Source organism: Thiomicrorhabdus sp. 6S3-12 (genome assembly GCF_017571475.1).
Lineage (GTDB): Bacteria > Pseudomonadota > Gammaproteobacteria > Thiomicrospirales > Thiomicrospiraceae > Thiomicrorhabdus.
The window spans coordinates 483,734-504,098 of the sequence record NZ_JAGETW010000001.1 but is presented as its reverse complement, the minus strand read 5'-3'; the positions used below and the strand labels follow the sequence as shown (position 1 = coordinate 504,098).

The 20,365-nt window shown below is 49.4% G+C and carries 20 protein-coding genes; 15 read left to right on the top strand and 5 right to left on the bottom strand.

The genetic code is table 11. The features are described 5' to 3' along the window. Positions 1-27: 27 nt before the first annotated feature. Complete coding sequence (locus J3999_RS02340; protein WP_208126367.1) at positions 28-243, bottom strand: hypothetical protein; 216 nt, start codon at positions 241-243, stop codon at positions 28-30. 240 nt (positions 244-483) lie between these two features. Then, positions 484-1,377, bottom strand: coding sequence for a YicC/YloC family endoribonuclease (locus J3999_RS02335; RefSeq protein ID WP_243755243.1), 894 nt, complete (start codon positions 1,375-1,377; stop codon positions 484-486). Between the two features lie 91 nt (positions 1,378-1,468). Here J3999_RS02335 and rph point away from each other — a divergent pair, with 91 nt between their 5' ends. From rph to J3999_RS02270, 13 genes are all read left to right on the top strand, one after another. After that, the gene (gene rph / locus J3999_RS02330; protein WP_208126366.1) at positions 1,469-2,203 is read left to right on the top strand and encodes a ribonuclease PH; all 735 of its coding nucleotides are present in this window, start codon (positions 1,469-1,471) and stop codon (positions 2,201-2,203) included. Positions 2,204-2,224: 21 nt separating this feature from the next. Beyond that, the gene (gene rdgB, locus J3999_RS02325) at positions 2,225-2,830 is read left to right on the top strand and encodes an RdgB/HAM1 family non-canonical purine NTP pyrophosphatase (protein ID WP_208126365.1); all 606 of its coding nucleotides are present in this window, start codon (positions 2,225-2,227) and stop codon (positions 2,828-2,830) included. Further along, positions 2,827-4,062 (top strand): multidrug effflux MFS transporter, encoded by a 1,236-nt coding sequence (locus tag J3999_RS02320; protein ID WP_208126364.1) that lies wholly within the window; start codon positions 2,827-2,829, stop codon positions 4,060-4,062. The genes rdgB and J3999_RS02320 overlap by 4 nt, the downstream gene beginning before the upstream one ends. A gap of 8 nt (positions 4,063-4,070) precedes the next feature. Next, complete coding sequence (gene hemW, locus J3999_RS02315) at positions 4,071-5,219, top strand: radical SAM family heme chaperone HemW (protein WP_208126363.1); 1,149 nt, start codon at positions 4,071-4,073, stop codon at positions 5,217-5,219. An 88-nt stretch (positions 5,220-5,307) separates the two neighbouring features. Continuing rightward, complete coding sequence (locus tag J3999_RS02310) at positions 5,308-6,507, top strand: hypothetical protein (protein WP_208126362.1); 1,200 nt, start codon at positions 5,308-5,310, stop codon at positions 6,505-6,507. 103 nt (positions 6,508-6,610) lie between these two features. Continuing rightward, complete coding sequence (locus J3999_RS02305; RefSeq protein WP_208126361.1) at positions 6,611-7,765, top strand: AsmA family protein; 1,155 nt, start codon at positions 6,611-6,613, stop codon at positions 7,763-7,765. A 172-nt stretch (positions 7,766-7,937) separates the two neighbouring features. Then, positions 7,938-8,471 carry a hypothetical protein gene (locus J3999_RS02300; protein ID WP_208126360.1) on the top strand — a complete coding sequence of 178 codons (534 nt, stop codon included), beginning with the start codon at positions 7,938-7,940 and terminating at the stop codon, positions 8,469-8,471. 97 nt (positions 8,472-8,568) lie between these two features. Beyond that, the gene (locus J3999_RS02295) at positions 8,569-9,708 is read left to right on the top strand and encodes an outer membrane beta-barrel protein (protein ID WP_208126359.1); all 1,140 of its coding nucleotides are present in this window, start codon (positions 8,569-8,571) and stop codon (positions 9,706-9,708) included. Positions 9,709-9,786: 78 nt separating this feature from the next. Beyond that, complete coding sequence (locus J3999_RS02290; RefSeq protein ID WP_208126358.1) at positions 9,787-10,551, top strand: polysaccharide biosynthesis/export family protein; 765 nt, start codon at positions 9,787-9,789, stop codon at positions 10,549-10,551. Between the two features lie 45 nt (positions 10,552-10,596). Beyond that, a complete protein-coding gene (locus J3999_RS02285; protein ID WP_208126357.1) occupies positions 10,597-12,978 on the top strand; it encodes a polysaccharide biosynthesis tyrosine autokinase in 2,382 nt (793 codons plus the stop codon). An 11-nt stretch (positions 12,979-12,989) separates the two neighbouring features. Then, the gene (locus J3999_RS02280; protein WP_208126356.1) at positions 12,990-13,721 is read left to right on the top strand and encodes a tyrosine-protein phosphatase; all 732 of its coding nucleotides are present in this window, start codon (positions 12,990-12,992) and stop codon (positions 13,719-13,721) included. Positions 13,722-13,743: 22 nt separating this feature from the next. Continuing rightward, positions 13,744-14,454, top strand: coding sequence for a hypothetical protein (locus tag J3999_RS02275; protein ID WP_208126355.1), 711 nt, complete (start codon positions 13,744-13,746; stop codon positions 14,452-14,454). Positions 14,455-14,649: 195 nt separating this feature from the next. Continuing rightward, complete coding sequence (locus J3999_RS02270) at positions 14,650-16,002, top strand: O-antigen ligase (RefSeq protein WP_208126354.1); 1,353 nt, start codon at positions 14,650-14,652, stop codon at positions 16,000-16,002. Between the two features lie 44 nt (positions 16,003-16,046). On the opposite strand, the gene trmB is transcribed toward J3999_RS02270, so the two are convergent. Next, on the bottom strand, positions 16,047-16,793 hold the full coding sequence (trmB, locus tag J3999_RS02265) for a tRNA (guanosine(46)-N7)-methyltransferase TrmB (protein WP_208126353.1): 747 nt from the start codon (positions 16,791-16,793) through the stop codon (positions 16,047-16,049). Between the two features lie 83 nt (positions 16,794-16,876). On the opposite strand from trmB, the gene mutY reads away from it, so the two are divergent. Next, the gene (mutY, locus tag J3999_RS02260) at positions 16,877-17,956 is read left to right on the top strand and encodes an A/G-specific adenine glycosylase (RefSeq protein WP_208126352.1); all 1,080 of its coding nucleotides are present in this window, start codon (positions 16,877-16,879) and stop codon (positions 17,954-17,956) included. Between the two features lie 21 nt (positions 17,957-17,977). Then, complete coding sequence (locus J3999_RS02255; RefSeq protein ID WP_208126351.1) at positions 17,978-18,247, top strand: oxidative damage protection protein; 270 nt, start codon at positions 17,978-17,980, stop codon at positions 18,245-18,247. A gap of 109 nt (positions 18,248-18,356) precedes the next feature. On the opposite strand, the gene hemE is transcribed toward J3999_RS02255, so the two are convergent. Together hemE and J3999_RS02245 are read right to left on the bottom strand one after the other, a co-directional pair. Next, on the bottom strand, positions 18,357-19,421 hold the full coding sequence (gene hemE, locus J3999_RS02250) for a uroporphyrinogen decarboxylase (protein ID WP_173286561.1): 1,065 nt from the start codon (positions 19,419-19,421) through the stop codon (positions 18,357-18,359). A 109-nt stretch (positions 19,422-19,530) separates the two neighbouring features. Next, positions 19,531-20,361, bottom strand: coding sequence for a thermonuclease family protein (locus J3999_RS02245; protein ID WP_208126350.1), 831 nt, complete (start codon positions 20,359-20,361; stop codon positions 19,531-19,533). Positions 20,362-20,365: the final 4 nt, after the last annotated feature.

The following is a 20,365-nucleotide window of genomic DNA, read 5'->3' as shown; positions in this document are numbered from 1 at the left end:
TTTATGTGGTTTATTCCGTACCCTGAATCAGGATTTTTTAGAATAACGACCTGTTTTGATGTCGCTCCACATTAGGACTAAGTTCCCGCCTACGATATAAACGATTGCGAGAATAACTCCTGCAAGCCCGATAGCTACTTGTAGTGATTGAGGAAGAATATCTGCCCAAATACCAAGTAGAACCGCTAGAGGAATGACTACTGTGATGGCCAAAACCAGTAGCATTTTCATTAAGTTACTCATAATTTCCTGCGCCTCAGTAAGAAATATTTTTATTACGCAGCGAAACTATACTGCTGTTAGGGGTAAATTTCAATCATTCGGATTGATTTGAAGTAAGTTTCTATTTGCCTGTTTCTTTGCGGGCCAAAGGGCGGGGGCAAGGCGATAAGTCCTTGTTATGTCAGGCCATAAGAAATGTTGTGCAATTATTTCTGGCATCGTCGTAATAGGTTGTTTGGAGCGGTTTTGGGGATTGAGAAACTATTCGATATTCTGCACCTGTTCGCGCATCTGTTCGATTAAGACTTTCAGCTCTACACTGGCCTGCGATGTGCGTACATCCACCGACTTCGAGCCGAGGGTATTGGCTTCGCGGTTGAGTTCCTGCATCAGAAAATCCAGTCGGCGTCCGATCGGCTGCCCGCTCTCCAGTACGTGGCGTACTTCATTCACTTGTACCTGTAACCGATCCAGCTCTTCGGCCACATCGGTCTTTTGTGCCAGCAAAGCGACCTCCTGATGCAGCCTGTGTTCATCCACTTGTGCCTGCAGATGGAGCAATCGCTGACGAAGTTTATCGGCCTGAGACTGCTGGATTTCCGGCATCAGAGGCTGCAGGGCCAACAGTTGCTGTTCAATCAGGTCGCATCTTTGCAGAATCATCGACTTTAAGGCTTCGCCTTCGCGGGCACGGTGCGCTTTGAGCTCAGAGATGGTTTCGTCCAGTGCTTCGAGCAGGATTTGATCGAGTTGTTCCTGTTGCTCGCGGTCACTGTTTTCCTTAAGTATGCCGGGCCATTGCAGAAGTTCCAGTGGATTAACGTGGGTCGCTTCGGGAAGATGTTGTTGGATTTCGCCGATCGCCTGATTCAGTGAGCCGAGTAATTGCCGGTTAATGACCAACGCTTGCGCGCTTTGCGTGGCGATGCTCAGGCTGACGTCAATTTTTCCGCGCGCGAAGTGCTGCTTGAGCTTGTCGCGGATCGGAATTTCCAGATGGCGCAGACTGTCGTTCATGCGGAAATTGATTTCCAGATAGCGCTGGTTGACCGAGCGCAGTTCCCAGCTGAATTGCCCCTGATAATACGCGCTGTTCAACAGCTGTTGGCTGCGGGCAAACGCTGTCATGCTGTAAACTTTGGCGGTCGTATTCATTGAGACTCCTTTCAGGGTTTGCGTCCATAAGATGGGAGGGAATCGTTTATAATCCAGCCATTCTATACGTTTTGATCAAAAAGGATACAGGATGACGGACATAAACGGGTCTCGCCCGAGCGGCCGCGCGGCCGATCAGCTGCGCGCGGTAAAAATTACCAAACACTTTACCAAACATGCAGAGGGCTCGGTTCTGATCGAGTTCGGTGATACGCAAGTGATCTGTACCGCCAGTGTCGAGGAAAAAGTGCCGCCATTTCTGCGCGGGCAGGGGCAAGGCTGGGTCACCGCCGAATACGGCATGTTGCCGCGTTCCACGGGGACGCGTATGCGCCGTGAGGCCAGCGCCGGAAAACAAGGCGGGCGCACTCAGGAAATTCAACGTCTGATCGGACGTTCATTGCGCGCAGCTGTGGATTTAACCCGTCTGGGCGAGCGCACCATTCACATTGACTGCGATGTCATTCAGGCCGACGGCGGTACGCGCACCGCATCGATTACCGGCGGCTTTGTCGCTCTGTCGATTGCGATCGAGCATCTGATCGAAAAAGGACTGCTTGCCGAGAACCCGATTATTCAGCAAGTCGCTTCGATCTCGGTCGGTGTCTATCAGGGGACGCCGGTGCTGGATCTGGACTATGCTGAAGACTCGAATGCGGAAACCGATATGAATCTGGTCATGACCGATAAAGGCACGTTTATCGAAGTACAGGGGACGGCGGAAGCTGCGCCTTACTCGATGGATGAGCTGCAGGCGATGCTTGAGCTGGGACGCAAAGGGATTGCCGAATTGACTGAAATTCAGCGTCAGGCGCTTGCCGAGTAAAAACGGGGAGAGGCTCGAAAAATGCAAAAAATCGTTTTAGCCAGCGGCAATGCCGGCAAGCTTAAAGAGATGAGTGATATTCTGGCCCCTTATGGTTGGGAGGTTCATGCGCAGAGCGAGTTTTTCAGTGAAGAAGCCGAAGAAACCGGCCTGAGTTTTATCGAAAATGCCATTCTCAAAGCGCGTTTTGCCGCACAGAAAACCGGCTTGCCGGCGATCGCCGACGATTCCGGAATCGAGGTGCATGCGCTGAAAGGGCGTCCGGGGATCTATTCGGCACGCTATTCGGCCGACGAAGTGGCGCAGGTCAGCGATGAAAGCAATTTGCAGAAGCTGCTGAAAGCGCTTGCAGGTGTGCCGGAAGGTGCGCGTCAGGCGAGTTATTACTGCGCCATGGTGTATGTGGAGCACGCCGAAGATCCGACGCCGATTGTCGGTCTGGGGCGCTGGTATGGTGAAATTTTGCATGCCAAACGCGGCGACGGCGGGTTCGGCTATGATCCGATTTTCTGGGTCGACGAACTCGGTAAAAGCGCGGCCGAACTGCCGAAAGAGCAGAAAAATCAGATCAGCCATCGCGCTCAGGCGTTGAATGCACTCTTGATGCAGTTAAGACGAGGCGCATGATGTCGATGCAGGCCCGGCATAGCGTGCTGTCGCCCTGGTGGCTGATCACTCTGGTGGCCTTGATCAGTATGCTGGCGCCTTTTTCGATTGATACCTATCTGCCCTCTTTTCCGGCAATCGAAGCGGAATTGGGCGTCAGTCGCGAATGGCTGACGCAAAGTCTGTCTGTCTATCTGGCGTTTTTTGCCGTTTCGACACTGCTCTGGGGACCGCTGGCCGACCGCTTCGGGCGCAGGCGTGTAGTGCTGCTGAGTCTGCTCGGATATCTTATGGCGGCGCTGTTGTGCGCCCTGGCTGAAGATTACTTCTGGTTGCTGGTCGGTCGTGCGTTGCAGGGCGTAATGGCAGCCGGTAGTGTGGTCGCGAGCCGGGCGATGATCCGCGATTTTTTCCGCGGCCCCGAAGCGCAGAAAGCGCTCGCCGTCGTGATGATGCTGTTTACTCTGGCGCCGGCGCTGGCACCGATTATCGGCGGCTGGCTGGATGCCCACCTCGGCTGGCGTTCGGTGTTCTATTTTCTGGCCGGTTTTGCGCTTTTGATTTTGCCGATTTTTGCGCTGAAGATTCCGGAAACGCAGGCTCCGGAATCGGTACAGTCGATACATCCGCGTTTTCTGACGCGCTCTTATGTGCACAGTCTGCGTCATCCGCTGTTTTTGCGTCTAGTTATTGTTCAGGGGCTGTTAATCGGCGGTTTTTTTATCTATGTCGCCTCTTCAGCGAGTCTGATTTTCGACCACCTGCATCTTCAGGAGCAGGATTTCTGGATTCTGTTCCTACCGATGGTCGGCGGCATCCTTCTGGGTTCCTGGCTGTCGCATCGTCTGGCCCATCGTATTGCCGCAGTGTCGATGGTCAATCTGGCCTTTATGCTGGCATTGTCGGCAATCGCTCTGAATGTCGTGCTGCAGAGTCTGTCGATGCAGCAGGCGTTCTGGGTAATCGCGCCCTTGAGTGTATATGCAGTTGGCTTCGCTCTGGCCAATCCCGGTCTGACGGTTTTCGGTCTGGATTGCCTGCCGGATAAACGCGGTATGGCGGCTTCGCTGCAAAGTCTGGTTCAGATGGGGACCGCGGGGCTGGTGACTTCGCTGATTGTTCCGGTGGTCCACGACAGTCTGTTAATGATGGCGGTTTCTCAAGCGTTGATGCTGCTGAGCGCCCTTGTTATCTGGCGTTGGTTGAAGACGCATTCGAGTTTCGAACCCATCGCCGCTTCGCAGAATTCTTAGGAGGGAATTTGAATTTTACCCAGCCGCTTCCTTTAAGCCTTTATGTGCATTATCCGTGGTGTATCGAAAAGTGCCCCTATTGTGATTTCAATTCTCATACCCTCAAACAGGAGATTGATGAAGCGCAGTATGTCCAGTCCCTGTTGCGCCAGTTGGAGCAGACTTTGCCGATGATCTGGGGGCGACCGATCCGCAGTATCTTTTTCGGCGGCGGGACGCCGAGCCTGTTTTCCGAAGCGGGCATTAACGAGTTTATGTCTCAGGCCAGAGCCTTGCTCGGTTTCTCGCCGCAGATCGAAATAACGCTGGAAGCCAATCCGGGAACGGTCGATTACCGGAAATTCGCTATGTTCCGTCAGGCCGGGATCAACCGATTGTCAATGGGAATTCAGAGTTTTGCCGACGATAAACTCAAGGCGCTCGGGCGGATACATTCTTCGCAGGAAGCGAAAAAAGCGATTCAGGCGGCCAAAGATGCCGGTTTCGACAACTTTAACCTCGATCTGATGTTTGCGCTCCCGCAGCAGTCTCTGCAGCAGGCGATTGAGGATGTTCGGCAGGCGCTGGATTTCGAGCCGCCGCATCTCTCGCATTATCAGCTGACGCTGGAACCGAACACGCCGTTTTATAAACAGCCGCCGCCACTGCCGGACGACGATCTGGCGTGGGAGATGCAGCAAGCCTGCCAGGAAGTGATTGCCGAAGCCGGCTATCAGCATTATGAAGTGTCCGCCTACGCCAAGCCGGGTCATCAGTGCCGGCACAATCTGAACTACTGGCGCTTCGGCGACTATATCGGGCTGGGCGCCGGAGCGCACGGCAAAATCACCATGGCACCCGAAGGTAGAGTTCTGCGCACTCAGATGCCGGCATCGCCCGGAGGCTATGTCGAGACCATGAAACAGCCGAATCCGGGGCGTACTACCGAAGTGGACGAAGGCGAGCTGCTATTTGAATTTATGCTCAATGCCTTGCGTTTGCAGGATGGTTTTGACTTAAGTCTGTTTACGCAGCATACGGGCTTGGAATTATCGGTGTTACAGCCGCATCTGCAAACCATGCAGCAGCATAACTGGGCGCAAATACAGGACAATAAATTGATTCTGACTAAGAGCGGTAAGACCTATCTGAATAATGTAGTCAGTTTGTTTCTGTAAAATTTGCTAAAATTTTGTTTTTATTTAAGTCTTTGCTTATTTGTTAGTTGCAGGTAGGCGGGAAAACAGCATTGTAAATGAGGTGGGTATGCAGCTTAAAACAGTATTGGCGGCGGTGATGGGTGTCGCTGTATTTTCAGCCGGATCGGCTCAGGCGAAAGAATTGAGCGACTGGTATTTTACCGGCTCTCTTGGCGGTTCGATCAGCATGAACGAAGACGTCACGATTAAAGATACCGGTGGCGATATTGAAATCAAAGACGCCGAGTTGAAGACTAAGCCGTTTACAGCGCCTCCTTACTATGCGGTGAAAATCGGTAAAAACCTGCACGGTAACTGGGAAGGCTATGCCTTGGAATTCGAACATATTCACCAGAAGATCTATATCGATGACCTTCCGGCCGATGTTCAGCACTATGAAATTACCGACGGTTTTAACCTGTTCTATCTGAACCTGAAACGTGAAATGGGCGATGGCTACGCGGTTCGTGCCGGTGCCGGTTTCGTTCTGGCGCATCCGCAGATTACGGTTCGTAATACTGAAACCTACACGCAAGGCGGTGGCGCACTTCCTATCGGCGAAGGCTATCAGGTAGCAGGGCCATCGGTACAGGTTGCCGCGGAAAAATCGTTCGAAATTAACAAAAACTGGGCGCTGGTTCCGGAAGTGAAACTGACCTATTCTCCGAATGCCAAGATCGATCTGGAAAACGGTTCGACTGAACTGAGCAATACCGCCGTGCACTTCCTTCTGGGGATGCGTTATCAGTTCAATGCGTCGGATAACAGCAAGTCATCTGTTGTCAAGAAAAAAGGGCCTGCAAAACACTTTATCGGTTACGACACCTATCAGCTAAACGGCAATGAAGGCGGTGCATTTAAATATCACTACCGCATTAATAGTCTTTACGGTGTCGAGCTGGGTGCGCACACCAACTATATCGAAGGGGCTTTGGCGGGCGAAGATTCCAAATGGCATCCTTATCAGAGCTACTCTCTTGGTGTGAATCGTACCTTGGCCGATCTGGGTGGTTTTGCAACCATGAACGCGACCCTTGGTCTGGAATATATGGATAAAGCGGACGATATCTCGACTGCAGATGCGACCACCAATCTTTTCGGTCAGATGAACCTGGATGTGCCTTTCGGATTCAGCGACCAGAAAAACTGGATGGCGCGTTTTGCTCTGGGCTCAACCGGTAAGGGCGAAACAGCAGACCTGATTAATGATAAACCTGACTACGGTCACGGTTTCTTTACCAAAATCGGTGTCTATTACGGTTTCTAAGGATTGAATCTTCCTTGAGCGTAAAAAGCCATGCAATGCATGGCTTTTTTTTCGGCATAATAAAGTGCATCTAAATAAAAAAACACAGGAACATGAGGGCTGTATGACTGCAATGGCAAGAAAATGGTTTAAACGTCTGGTACTGATACTGGCGATTATTCCGATGTTAATCTTTCTGGCGTTTTTGGGGGCGATCAACTTTATCGATTTCAACGGCTATAAACCGCAAATCGAAAAAGAGGTCTCCGACTACACAGGTCGGAATTTCAAGATCGAGGGAAGTATTGACGTTTCTGTAATGCCGTTTGTTTTTTCGGTCGGTAAGGCCTCTCTGGCGCAGCCGCAGGGCTTTGATCCCGAAACTCCTCAGTTCAGCATGAAAAGTGTCGAAGTCGAGTTGTCGATGTGGTCTCTGCTGCTGCATAAGAAACTGGAAATTCTGAGTGTCGAGCTGGTCGGACCAACGCTGAATCTGCTACGTAACGCTGACGGACAGGATAACTGGTCGGATCTTCCGGCTCTGTCGAATCTGCTTCCGCTGTTACCTGCTCAGCGCCAAGTTTCTGATAACGGCGTGCAACCATTGCCGCTGAATGCGTTCTTTACACCGAATGCTTCGGCACAGAGCGACACGGATGCATGGAGTCTGCAGAGTCTGGTGATCAGTGACGGCTGTATTAACCTGAGTGAGCAGCAGGAAAACTATCGAATGAACCTGGAGAAAGTAAATCTGTTTGCACTCAATCTTCAGGCAAACAAGCCGTTTGAAGTTCGCAGCGATTTTCAGTATCACCACAGTTTGTCGCCGCGAACGGTGAATTTTCGCATAACGTCGAATTTCGAGATGGATCAGAAGTTGCAGAATTATCTGTTTTCCGACTGGCAGGGCGTTGTCACGGTTTCATTGCCGGAAGAGTTTGCAGTACCGCAAGCGCATTTGACGACATCCGGTTCAGCGATGAAAGTCGATCTGGCTCAGAAGCGGGTGCAGATGGAGCAGCTTAATCTCGAAGGGCTGAACGGTAAACTGCAGACCAATTTCAGCGGACGCTTCGGAGCGGCCCTGGATATTACAGGCGAATTGAAAGCCAAAGAGATTGATTTGCCGTTGTGGTCCAAACATCTGGCCCTGCCTCTGGCTCAGAAAGACGATCCGAAATGGCAGAAGGTGAACGGCGAATTCCGCTGGAGCTGGATAGGCGAGGAGATCTTGATCGAACCATATCAGCCCGAAGCCTTAACAGTTCCTGAGTCCTGATGAAAATGAACAGAAATCTCTGCATGTCAAAAATGATGTGTTTTCAATAGGTTAAAAAAATGTGAAATTTTTTACTCTCTTGTTGAGTAAAATAAATTTACGTATATAATTCGTATTCATATCTACTTATATTGTTGAACCCTATTGAAAGTCTGAATGGCAGAGGTGAAGGATGAGAAGAACAATTTTAAGTGCGGCATTAGGTTTAATGTTGCTTTCCAATCCGGTTATGGCGGATGAAGCAGCTCTTTCTGCTTTACAGAATGCCGGTGTCGAATTGACATCCGAACAGGCGAATCAGGTTAAAGGTGCGTCAGACGAGCAACTTGCGGATGTGATGGCGGCCATTGCACAATCGATTGCGCAACAGCAGGGACAGGATCGTGCTGAAGCGCAGGTTCAGGCAATTGTCCAAGCGATCGCAAAGGCCAAGCCTGATCTGATTCAACAGATTTCTCTAGCGATTGTTCAGGCGGCTCCGCAAATGGAAATCGCCGTCGCGACGGCTGCAATTGAAGCCGATCCTACTGCAGCCGGTCCTGAGCAGGCGCAAGAAGTTCTGGCAGAGGTCAATCCGGCGGAACAGGCTCAGGAGACGCCTGCACAGGATGCTCCTTCTCAAAACCCCGGTCCGGCAAATAGTGTTGTTGCCGTTGTGAATCCTCCTAGTATTGGAGGAGGCGGTGGAGCCGTCAGTCCTAACTAACTTAACTGTTCTGTTAAGAAATTAAGAAAAAATTAAATAGATTAAAAAGTCACTCTCGGGTGAAGGTGGTGGCTTTTTTGTATATCGGGTGCTCTCTATGTTCTTAAAAAAACCTTTGGCTTTGGCTGTTTGCGCGTTTGCCAGCAGCCATTCTTACGCTTTGGAGCCGGCGTCATTCGGATCCAGCGGTGTCTCTTTTACACCGACATTAAATCTGTCCTATCTATACGACGATAATATACGCGCAACGCAAAATGCACTGTCATCAAAAGTCACAACGATTAATCCGCAGCTCGCCTTGAATATGGATTCGGCAAAATCGACTTTCAGTGCACTTTATTCCTACAGTCGTCGTATTTACGAAGAAGATTCGGTTGACCCTTTAACGGACTACTCGTTTAGCGCAAATTCCACCTATGCCTTTGATGTGCGGAACAATCTGAAAGTCAGTACCGGCTTGAATAAAACTGAAAATATTGCGAATGCGACTCAGGTTGGTGAGACAGATAAGATGAAAAACTTTAACCTCGGTGCCGTTTATGTTTACGGTGCGCCAAGTGCTACGGGGAATTTGGAATTCGGTCTGAGTATGGACAATATTCGTGCTCAAGACCAGATTAATGCGGCTTTGGAAAGAGATTCCGGTGCAGCGAATTTACTGTTTTCTGTGCGCGGAGCTGGTACAACGCGGCTGTTAGCTGAAGCGCAAATAGTACAGCACCATTATATTTCTGCCGGTTATAAAGACGGTGCAAACTATACAGGCCGTATTGGTGTTCGCTGGGAGGCGACCGCTAAGACAAGCGGTGAAGTGAAGATTGGTTATGAGCGTAAAGAGTTTGATGATTCCGCAATGGATGGAAGCGAACTGGTGAATTGGGCAGCGCAGATTACTTGGCAGCCGCGAACCTACTCGACCTTTACTTTGAGTTCATCACAACGCATTGATGAAGGTAATTATGGCGCTAGCTCGGTCGATGTCAGAGAAAACTCTCTGGATTGGCGGCATGACTGGGGGAACCGGATCCAATCTAATGTAATGGCTGCATACAGCAGCAAAGAATATTCTAATGGTCGTAATGACGATGCACGTAATTTCAGCATCCGTCTGGATTATCAGGTTCGTCGCTGGATGGATATCGGCATCGGCTATATCTTTAGCGATCAGAATTCATCGGATATTGATTATGACTACGATCGAGAACAGGTATTTGCAGGTCTTAGCGCTTCATTTTAATTGTTTTTTGATCTTGATGAAGGGGAAGAGGTTGCCTTGCAAAGTGTAGCTTCGAACTTTTTTAGCTATGGGGAAAGCATGAATCAGTTTATTAAATTCCTGATGATTTTAATTGGCCTGAGCGTTTCGATTTTATCTCAAGCCAGTGAGAGCATTAGTGCGGATTATAATCTGGGATCCGGAGATGTAATTTCCATCAGTGTTTTTGGGGAAAAAGATTTAAGTTTTGACGCTTTAAAGTTAAATGAAAAAGGCCAGTTCGCCTATCCGTTTATAGGGGATGTCGATGCGGCGGGACTGACCGCTAGGCAGCTCCAGCAGGAGTTGATTCGAATGTTAAAAGACGGGTTTCTGAAAGATCCGAAAATCACCGTAAGTATTAAGGAGTATCGGCAGATTTATGTGAGCGGAGCCGTCAATGGGCCAGGCGGTTACCCATATCAGCCGGGCATGACTGTGCGCCGTGCAACGACTCTGGCGGGAGGACTGAACGAGTTTGCTTCCGAAGACCGGATTACTGTTATCAGTGAGACGGATCTCAGTCAGACGGAAATTCAAGCCTCCATGGATACTGTTGTCAGTCCTGGCGACAATATTATGGTTCTGGAATACAAGAAAATCTTTGTTACCGGCGCAGTCGAGAAGCCCGGAAGTTATCCGTTTCAACCGGGATTGACGGTCGCACAGGCAGCGGCTCTGGCCGGTGGTCTGACGGAACGCGCCTCAGAGAGCAAAATCAGTGTGATTCATGACAGCGATGAGACTAAAACCGCATACTGGATTCGAATGAACGATCCGATTCAACCGGGCGATTCCATTACTGTCGGTGAAGGCTTCTTTTAATCTTGCCTTGCACTTTGGCAAAGACTCAAATAACGAATACATAATATGAATCAAACCTCATCCGTTCTACAGCAAACAAATCTTAACGAATTGCCGCAAAGTTTTAATGGCTATCCAGCGGATGCCATTGATTTACAGGGGCTTTGGCGAACTCTCTGGGGGCGACGCTGGACGATTGTCTCTTTTACCCTGTTAATTACTGTTTTGTCGATATTGATTGTTTCGCAAATGGAACCGGTCTATCAGGCGACGGTGACAGTGCAGATCGAGCAGAAAAAATCTCAGGTCGTATCGATTGAAGAGTTATATGGAATTGATCAAAGTAGCGAGTATCTCAATACACAGTTCGAATTAATTAAATCCAGAGGCGTTGCCGAGCGGGTCGTACGTGAACTGAACCTGGTTAAACACAGAGAGTTTGATCCGACGCAGCGACCGAAGTCTCTGTTTAATTGGCACAGTTTTGTATTGAACTGGCTGGTTTCGGATGCTGCACTGGAGAGTTTTGACGGAAATTTACCGATTGCCTCTGAGGAGAATTTTGCTCCTGATGACATTGTATTTATAGAGGGAGAGGCGGCAGAGCAGGAAGCCGTTACTATGTGGGGCGGTCTGATTGCTTGGAAAGATCAGTTTTTATTGAGTTTCGTTGCACCGCCAAAGCCGATGACCGATTCGGAAATTTTTGAAAGAGTCGTGACCGCGTTTATGAATCGCACTTCGGTCGCACCGGTTAAAAAAAGCCAGATGGTCGATATCAGTGTCGAGATGAGTGATCCACATACCGCGGCACTGGCTGCAAATAAGGTTGCGGAAAGTTATATCAATAGCCAAATGGATGCGGCGATGAATGCGGCTACCGAAGCAACCCGCTGGATGAATGAACGCTTGGTGGAATTGAAAGAAAAACTGTCAAAATCCGAAGGTGCGCTTCAAGCCTTTAAAAAAGAGAAGGGGTTGATTGATCTGGACGGAATCGTAACCGTTTCCGCCAATGAATTGTCCGGAATGAATTCAAAATTGGTGGCGGCCAAAGCTGCTCGTGCCGAAGCAGAAAGCCAGTATATTCAGGTGCGCGATACCAAATCTCAGGGTTGGGAAGCGCTGGCATCAATTCCCGCGGTGCTGAGCCATCCGCTGATTCAGAACTTTATTGCAGAAGAGGTTAAGGCCAAATCCAAGGTGTCCGAGTTATCGGAGCGATATGGTAGCAGACACCCGGCAATGAAGGCTGCACAAAAAGAACTCGAATCAGCACAATCGGCGCTGAAACTAAAGGTTGAACAGATTGTCGCCGGAATTGAGAAGAATTACCAAGTAGCCCGAGCCAATGAGAAGGCATTGGCTAGAGCCGTTTGGGCCAATAAGGCGCAAATTAAAAAAGTAGCGGCCAATGAATACCGATTAAACGAATTGAAGCGCGAAGTGGAGTCCAATCAAGCTTTGTATAACACTTTTTTGACCCGATTGAAGGAGACTTCTGCAACGTCGGATATGCAGCTGGATGTGCGGGCGCATATTATTGATAAAGCCCTGACGCCGTCCGCTCCGGTTAAACCGAAGAAAAAGCTTATTGTGGTGACTGCAGCTTTGCTTGCTTTGATGTTGGTTAGCGGTTTGGTTCTGCTATTAAAGATGTTAAATAACGCTTTCAAAACGACAAAAGAAGTGGAAGCCAAACTGAATCTTCCGGTTCTGGGCGTTTTACCACTGGTCAAAACCGGGCGTAAGCACAATCCGCTGGTTCAGCTTTACAATAAAGAACAGAATCGCATTTACTCCGAGTCGGTTAATACTTTACGCACCGGAGTCATGCTCTCTTCCCTGAAACACGATTATAAAAAGATTGTTGTGACTTCTTCGATTCCGGGAGAAGGGAAAACCACTACGGCGGCAAATCTGGCATTTGCGATCAGTCACATGGAAAAAACACTGCTGATTGAGGCGGATATGCGTCGTCCGAATATCGGCAAACATTTGGGGTTGGAAGTCGGGGCAGCGGGGCTGGCAAACCTGTTGGCGGGCACTTCTGAACTCGAAGAGACCATTTATCCGATTGACGGTCTGGATGTGATGCCGGCTGGGAATGTGCCGCCGAATCCTCTTGAGTTGCTGATGAATGATCGCTTTAAAACCACTCTTGATCAGTTAAGTGAAACCTATCAGCGCATTATCATCGATAGCCCGCCTGTTCAGGCCGTCAGTGACGCTCTGGTGTTGGGAAGTTATGCCGACAAGATGATTTATGTGATTAAAGGAGGAGTAACCCCTGTGGATATCGTCACGAAAGGTGTCGGACAACTACTGCAGAATAATGCTCCGCTTAAGGGAGTGGTTTTGAACCAAGTTGATATTAAGAAGTCGCAAAAACAGGGTGACTACTACGGTGGCTATTATGATTATTACGGTTACAGCAGTAACGCGTGACGGGCAGAAGAATGTACGATCTGCATAGCCATTTGTTACCGGGAATCGATGACGGAGCCATTGATCTGAAGAATGCTCTGAAGATGGCGGAACAGGCTGTCAATTGTGGTATCACTCATATGGTGTGTACGCCACACATTCATATCGGACGGTTTAATAATGATCAGGCTTCTATTTCAGATGCCCTGCAGAAGTTTCGTAAAGGACTTGAAGAAAAAACGATTCCTTTAAAGGTTGCGGCTGCCGCTGAAATCCGTCTCGCTGCAGAAATTATTCCTTTGGTTAAACAGAAACAGCTACCGGTGCTTGGTCACTGGGAGAACCAGGAGGTGTTGCTGATTGAGTTTCCATCGGATCGGGTTCCGCATGGTGCTATTGCCATGATTGAGTGGCTGTTGGATCAGAATTATGTGCCGATGATAGCCCATCCAGAAAGAAACCGAGGTTTTATTGAGCGCCCTGCTCTTTTGGATACGTTTCTTAATTTAGGCTGTTTAACTCAGCTGACTGCGACGGCGATTACCGGTCAGTTCGGTACCAAGGTCAAGGAGACTGCGGCTCGTTTTCTAATGGAAGATAAAATCACTGTGATGGCCAGTGATGCACATAATATCCGCTACCGGCCCCCGGTTTTCAGCGAGGCGATTAAGTACGCAAAGACGCTGGTCGGAAATGAAGGCGTCGAAAAATTGCTTTACAGCAATCCCAAAAAGATTAGCCGCGAAAAATTTTCCGGTCTTTAGGCATTCTGGATGGAAATATAGAGTGCGAAGATTTAGGGTGACGAGCGGCCTGTTACGAAACGGGTTGCTGTTTATGATTCTGTGCGGATTGATGCTAGTGGTTTTTCACTATTTGATTGCCTCGGCAATGTTGAGTTCTGCGGACAAGCAAATTCAGAGTTGGAGCGTGGATTCTTTACCCTCCGCCCGGACACTGAACTCTACAGAACAGCTGTTAAAATCAGCCACGCTCTGGCTACCGGTCGATAATCCAAAAGTATACGGCATGCTAGGTAAGTTGTATCAGTGGAAATCCTATGTGTTGCAAGTCGGTGGACAGAACCCGGTACAGATATCGGTGTTTTTGGAGCAGGCGCAAAACGCTTATCAAAAACAGTTACGGCAGGAGCCAAAACGACCTTATGCTTGGCTTAGCTTCATGGAAACCAAGTTGCAACTCCAAGAGTATGATATTCAGTTTATTCAAGCCTTTGAAAACCTGAACCGCTTGCAGGGGCAGAACACCCGTCTTCGTTTACAGAAGCTGAAATTAATGATTCCTTACTGGAAAAACCTTTCACTAAGGCAGAGAGCCTGGCTTCTAACCGATCTTAAATGGCTGTTGCAAACACATTTTCATGCGATGAATCTTATAGTCGAACTGGTTAAAGAAAGTGATGCAAGGCCTGACTTCTGCCGCTACAGTCAGTGGGTTCGAATTGAGCATCCGGTGGTTGAGAAAATCTGTAATTAAGGCTTTTTGATTCTGCATCCTTATGCTTTCCCAGTAGAAATGAGAAGTAACTTTTGTCTGCAAAATTGAAACCGAAAGAGTTGTTTCATATGCAAAACGATATTCTCTGCGTGTTGTACAGGAATTCTAGCCATTTATTTAGTGTGCTTGCCTAGACTCAAAAGTTGTCAATAGAGATTTTACAAAGGGATTAGATTGAATTCGGATGTTCTTCAAAACGAAAGCCGGCTTTTTCGGTTGAATCAGTGGCTTTTATTGGGGTTACTGTTATGGGCTCCTTTACCGCAGGGCAGTAACTCCGGTTGGGCTGCGGCTTTTCTGATCTTTTGGGTGTGTGGCGTGGCATTGATCTGGTCGCTTGATCGACTGCGAACCTCTTCTCCTCTCTCACTGCGTTCTCCGGCTAAGGTGTTGGGAACTTTGCTTGCCCTGACTCAATTATGGGTCGCTTTACAGTGGGCGCTGGGATGGTCGTATGATCCTGCTCAGCATTTCGAGTATTTGCTGCTTGGGATCAGCTATAGCTTGTTTTTTATCCTTTTATTAGCGCACTTTTATCAACGAAATGCTCTAACAAAGCTGATCGCAGTGATTGTCATCAGCGGGGTATTCCAGGCTTTTTACGGAACCAGTATGGTACTGGGGGCAATGGACAGTCTGTTTTATTCCAAAGCCTATTACTTGCATGATGCATCGGGAAGCTTTGTAAATCGCAACCATCTGGCGGGCTATTTGGTGATGACGATTTCGTTGGGGATCGGTCTGATGCTGGCTTTTCGCGATGGACGAGCCTGGAATTGGCGCAATTTTATGGCGCTTCTGGTGAGTTCAAAAATGAAAATTCGTCTGGCACTGGTCATTATGGTAATCGGGCTTGTCATGTCGCATTCAAGAATGGGGAATACGGCGTTTTTTGTCGGGTTGGTGATCATAGGTTCTCTGTTTATTTTTACTCTGCGTGAGCACCGGTTAAGAAACAGTTTATTACTGATCAGTTTTGTGGTGATCGATCTGATTATTATCAGTCAGTATTTCGGACTTGAGCGACTGAAAGAGCGCCTGTTGCATACGGAAATTTCCCTCACTGAGCAGGAAGGGAAAATGCTGGTGGATATTAATGATCTGCGCAGCCCGATTTTTCAGAAAAGTGTCGCGCTTCTCAAAGAATCACCGCTTGTGGGGATTGGCGCAGGAAGTTACGAGACGGCGTTTACCCCGCTGGCGGGCCCAAACTTCGGTGGGCGTGTTGACCATGCCCATAATGATTATCTGGAGTTTTTGATTGAGTATGGTTTATTCGGCGCCTTGCCGCTGATGACCTTTGTTTTATTATCGTTCTGGTATGGGATAAAGAGTTTACGAAACCGCCGCTCCTATTACCGTAGCGGTATCGGTTTTGGCAGTTCTATGGCGATTCTGGGGATACTGATACATTCATTAACCGATTTTAATCTGCACATACCGGCCAATGCATTGACGTTTATGGCTGTGTGCGCAATTTCCTTGCTCTCTTATACCCATCTCTCGCCAAGAAGACGGAGATCGTAAAGACTAAAAAGCCAGCATACAAGCTGGCTTTTTATTAGGCACGATTAGATGCGTTCGAAGATGAGGTCCCAGACGCCGTGGCCGAGACGGTGACCGCGCTGTTCGAATTTGGTCAGGGGGCGGTAGTCCGGACGCGGAGTAAATTGGCCATCGCCGCTGACATTGCGATAAGCGGGCGCTTCCGACATGACTTCCATCATATGTTCCGAATAGTTTTCCCAGTCGGTCGCCATATGGAACTGGCCGCCGATTTTCAGGTGTTCGGCAATGGTGGCGGCAAATGCCGGCTGGACGATGCGGCGCTTGTGATGGCGCTTCTTGTGCCAAGGATCCGGGAAGAACAGGTAAACGCCGTCCAACGAGTCCTTTGGAATGCACTGCTCCAGCACTTCGATTGCATCATGATTGAAGATGCGGACATTGCTCAGCTGTTTCTCTTCGATCAGTTTCAGCAAAGCGCCGACACCCGGTTTGTGCACCTCGATACCGATGTAGTTGTTGTGCGGATTGGCCTCAGCCATTTCCGCCAGACTCTTGCCCATGCCGAAACCGATTTCGACAATGGTCGGTGCCTGGCGACCGAATACTTCGGTAAAATCCAGCATGCCGTTTTTCACTTCCAGGCCGAACTCCGGCCAGTGTTCATTCAGAGCTTTTTCCTGGGAGGCGGTCAGACGGCCCTGGCGCAGGGCAAAACTGCGGATGCGAGTGGAGTATTTTTCCGGTTTGGCATTTTCTGTCGTCTGTTGCTGGTCTGTTTCGGTATTTTGGTTTTCAGTCTCTTTGCTCATCTTTCTGATTCCTAAAAGAAAGGTGCTTTACAATAGCGCTGTTTTAATTGCCGCATAGTATAGCCGAAAACGGGAGAAAACATTTGACTGACGCATTTGAGTCGCAGGCGTTTAGCCGACGTTTACTGGAATGGTTTGACGTCTATGGCCGTCACGACCTGCCGTGGCAGAAAGCGATCAACCCTTATCGTGTCTGGGTATCGGAAATCATGTTGCAACAGACTCAGGTAGCAACGGTGATTCCGTACTATGAAAAGTTCATGCAGCGTTTTCCGACGGTACAGGCGCTTGCCTCCGCCGAGCAGGAAACTGTACTGGCGCACTGGGCCGGTTTGGGCTATTACGCGCGCGGCCGCAACCTGCATAAGGCGGCGCAATTGATCGTGGAACAGTATGACGGAGCCTTTCCTGTTACTCTGGAAGAGGTCATGGCGTTACCGGGTATCGGTCGTTCCACCGCAGGTGCAATTTTATCGATTGCACTCGGGGAGCGACATCCGATTCTTGACGGCAATGTCAAACGGGTTCTGGGACGCTTCTATGCACTGGAAACATGGCCGGGCGAGAAGCAGACCGAAAACTGGTTGTGGCACAAAGCCGATGAGCATACGCCGGCAGAGCGTTTTGCCGATTATACTCAGGCGATTATGGATCTCGGTGCAACCCTCTGTACCCGTTCCAAACCGCAGTGTGAAATCTGTCCGGTCGCCGAAGGCTGTCGCGCCTTGCAGGCCGGTAATGTCACCGACTATCCGGGGAAAAAGCCGAAAAAAGAGAAGCCGGTCAAGCAGGCGTATCTGGTGATGCTGCAAAAATCCGACGGTAGTTTATGGTTGGAAGAGCGCCCGCAAAAGGGGATCTGGGGCGGCCTGTGGTCTTTTCCGGAAATGCAAAGCTGGCAGGCGTGTGAAGACAAAGCGCAAAGCCGGCTCGGTTCGCAGACAAGTTTGTTAAAATGGGAACCATTCAGGCATACCTTTTCGCATTATCACCTGGATATTACGCCGGTTTTCGCTCAGCAAAAACTGGCGGTCGGTGAAACGGAGGGCGATTATCCGGCAGGAGGGGCCGGTCGCTGGGTCAGGCTCGAAGAGCTGGCTCAGGAGAAGATCGGCCTGCCGGCTCCGGTGCAGAAATTGGTTGCGCAATTGCAGAATTATTAAGCTTTAAATTAGGAGAGAATGATGTCTCGCAAAGTACATTGTGTCAAATTGGGTGAAGAATTGGATGGTCTGGACTTTCCGCCGTTTCCGGGCGAATTGGGACAGAAAGTTTTTGATAGTGTTTCCAAAGAAGCCTGGAAGCAATGGTTAGCACAGCAGACGATTCTGATTAACGAATACCGTCTGTCGAGTCTGGATCCGAAAGCGCGCAGCTTCCTGATGGAAGAGATGCAGAAGTTTCTCTTCAACGATGAAGATGTTGATATGCCAGAGGAATTCAAGGCCTTATAAGACTGAATCACTACGGCAAAATGCAAAACGCCCGTTGGATGAATCCTTCGGGCGTTTTTTTATTTTAGGCAAACTGAAAGCGTCACGAGGACGGCAATCTCTGTCTAACTTATTTGTGATATTGAGGGGATAGCTCCACCACCGCTTTAATAAAGGCTTCGGCATGTTCCGGTTTGACTTCAGGGTGAATACCATGCCCGAGGTTAAAGACATGACCGGAGCCTTTACCGTACTTCTCTAGAATAAAGCCGACTTCCGCGCGGATGCGTTCCGGTGAAGCATACAGCATGGACGGATCCATATTCCCCTGGATGGCAACTTTGTCGCCAACGCGCTCACGTGCAACGTCGATATCGGTGGTCCAATCCAGCCCCAGTGCATCGCAGCCGGTCGCAGCCATATCTTCCAGCCATTGTCCGCCGCCTTTGGTGAACAGGATTACCGGCACTTTGCGACCTTCGTTTTCACGTTTCAGGCCGTCAACAATCTTGTGCATATATTGCAGTGAGAACTCTTTGTAATCACGTGGGGTCAGTACGCCGCCCCAAGTATCAAAAATCTGTACTGCCTGGGCGCCGGCTTCAATCTGTGCGTTCAGGTATTGGATAACCGATTCGGCAAGAACGTCCAGAATGTGGTGCAGTGTCGCCGGCTCGTCATACATCATCGCTTTGATTTTCGAGAAGGTTTTGCTTGATCCGCCTTCAACCATATAGGTCGCCAGCGTCCAAGGGCTACCGGAGAAACCGATAAGTGGCACGCGGCCGTTGAGGTTTTTGCGGATGGTGCTGACGGCATTCATGACATAGCCCAGATCCGATCCCATGTCCGGAACATACAATTTCTTGGCATCCGCCATCGAACGAACCGGCTTGTCGAAAACCGGACCTTCGCCAGTTTCAAAACGCAGCCCGAGGCCCATGGCATCCGGAATGGTCAGAATATCCGAGAAAAGAATCGCGGCATCCAGCGGGAAGCGTTCCAGCGGCTGAAGCGTCACTTCGCAGGCGAGTTCGGCATTGCGGCACAGATCCATGAACGAACCTGCCTGGGCACGCGTTGCGCGGTATTCTGGCAGGTAACGACCTGCCTGACGCATCATCCATACCGGTGTGCGGTCAACAGGTTCTCTTAATAAAGCACGTAAGAAGCGGTCGTTTTGTAGTTCTGCCATTGCTAGGCCCTTTCTCTGTATCTGTTTGAAAATCAGACTATTCTAGCCGAAAGCGCGCTGTTATAAAACTTTAGATAGTGTGGAGGTTTGCGATCGCTGGCGTTTGCGCTCAAGATTGCTTAAGAGGGCTGAAGACATCAAAGGCATAGGGGTGGTCAATCACCATATACATATGGCCTTTATAGAGGTAAGCATAGCCGCGCACTTCAACGGTTTGCCCTTTGAGCGCCTGCAGCTTGGCGTAGTCGAATTTGTCCCAGGCTTTTTTCGGAATACGAATGCCGGTGGTATCCATATTCAGGATGTAATTTGTCGATGACTGGCTGACTTCAAGAATTTTGCCCTGAACGATGCGAAAGCCCTGGTCCTGATCGGTGATCTCGCTGCTTTTGACCAGAGGAAAGTGACTGTCCGGATTTTTCTTAAGCTGATCCCAGAGTTGATAACCTTCCTGGCGGGCTTGCTGCTCCGCTGCATAATAGCAGTCGGCGTAACGGGTGTTGTCGTTTTGCGTACGGTTGATGGCATACCCGGAACGGAGCATCGCTTGATTCAGGCTGTTGCCGTTTTTGAAAAAGACGTGAGCCTGCTGAATACGATTCTTGTCGACCTGATTTTTATCGTAGACCACTCCGATCTGCAGATCATGGTTGGCCAGCAGGGTGTTCAAATGTTCCTGAGCCGCCTTGGCGAGCGGTTCACCGGGGGTGTGAAATTTATAGGTGCGCGCTTTTTGCGGGGCATACAGGCCGATCAGGTGTACGCGTTGATTCTGGACGATAATGGTCGAGCCGTTGATGGCATATTGCGCTTCCACCCAGACATCCGGCTCAAAATTTCGGCAGTTTTCCTGTGCGCTGGCTTGATTGGTCAGCAGAAAAGTGAAGAGCAGTAATGACGTCAGCAGAAGACGATTGGTAAACCTTGGTTTCGTGTGCATTTTC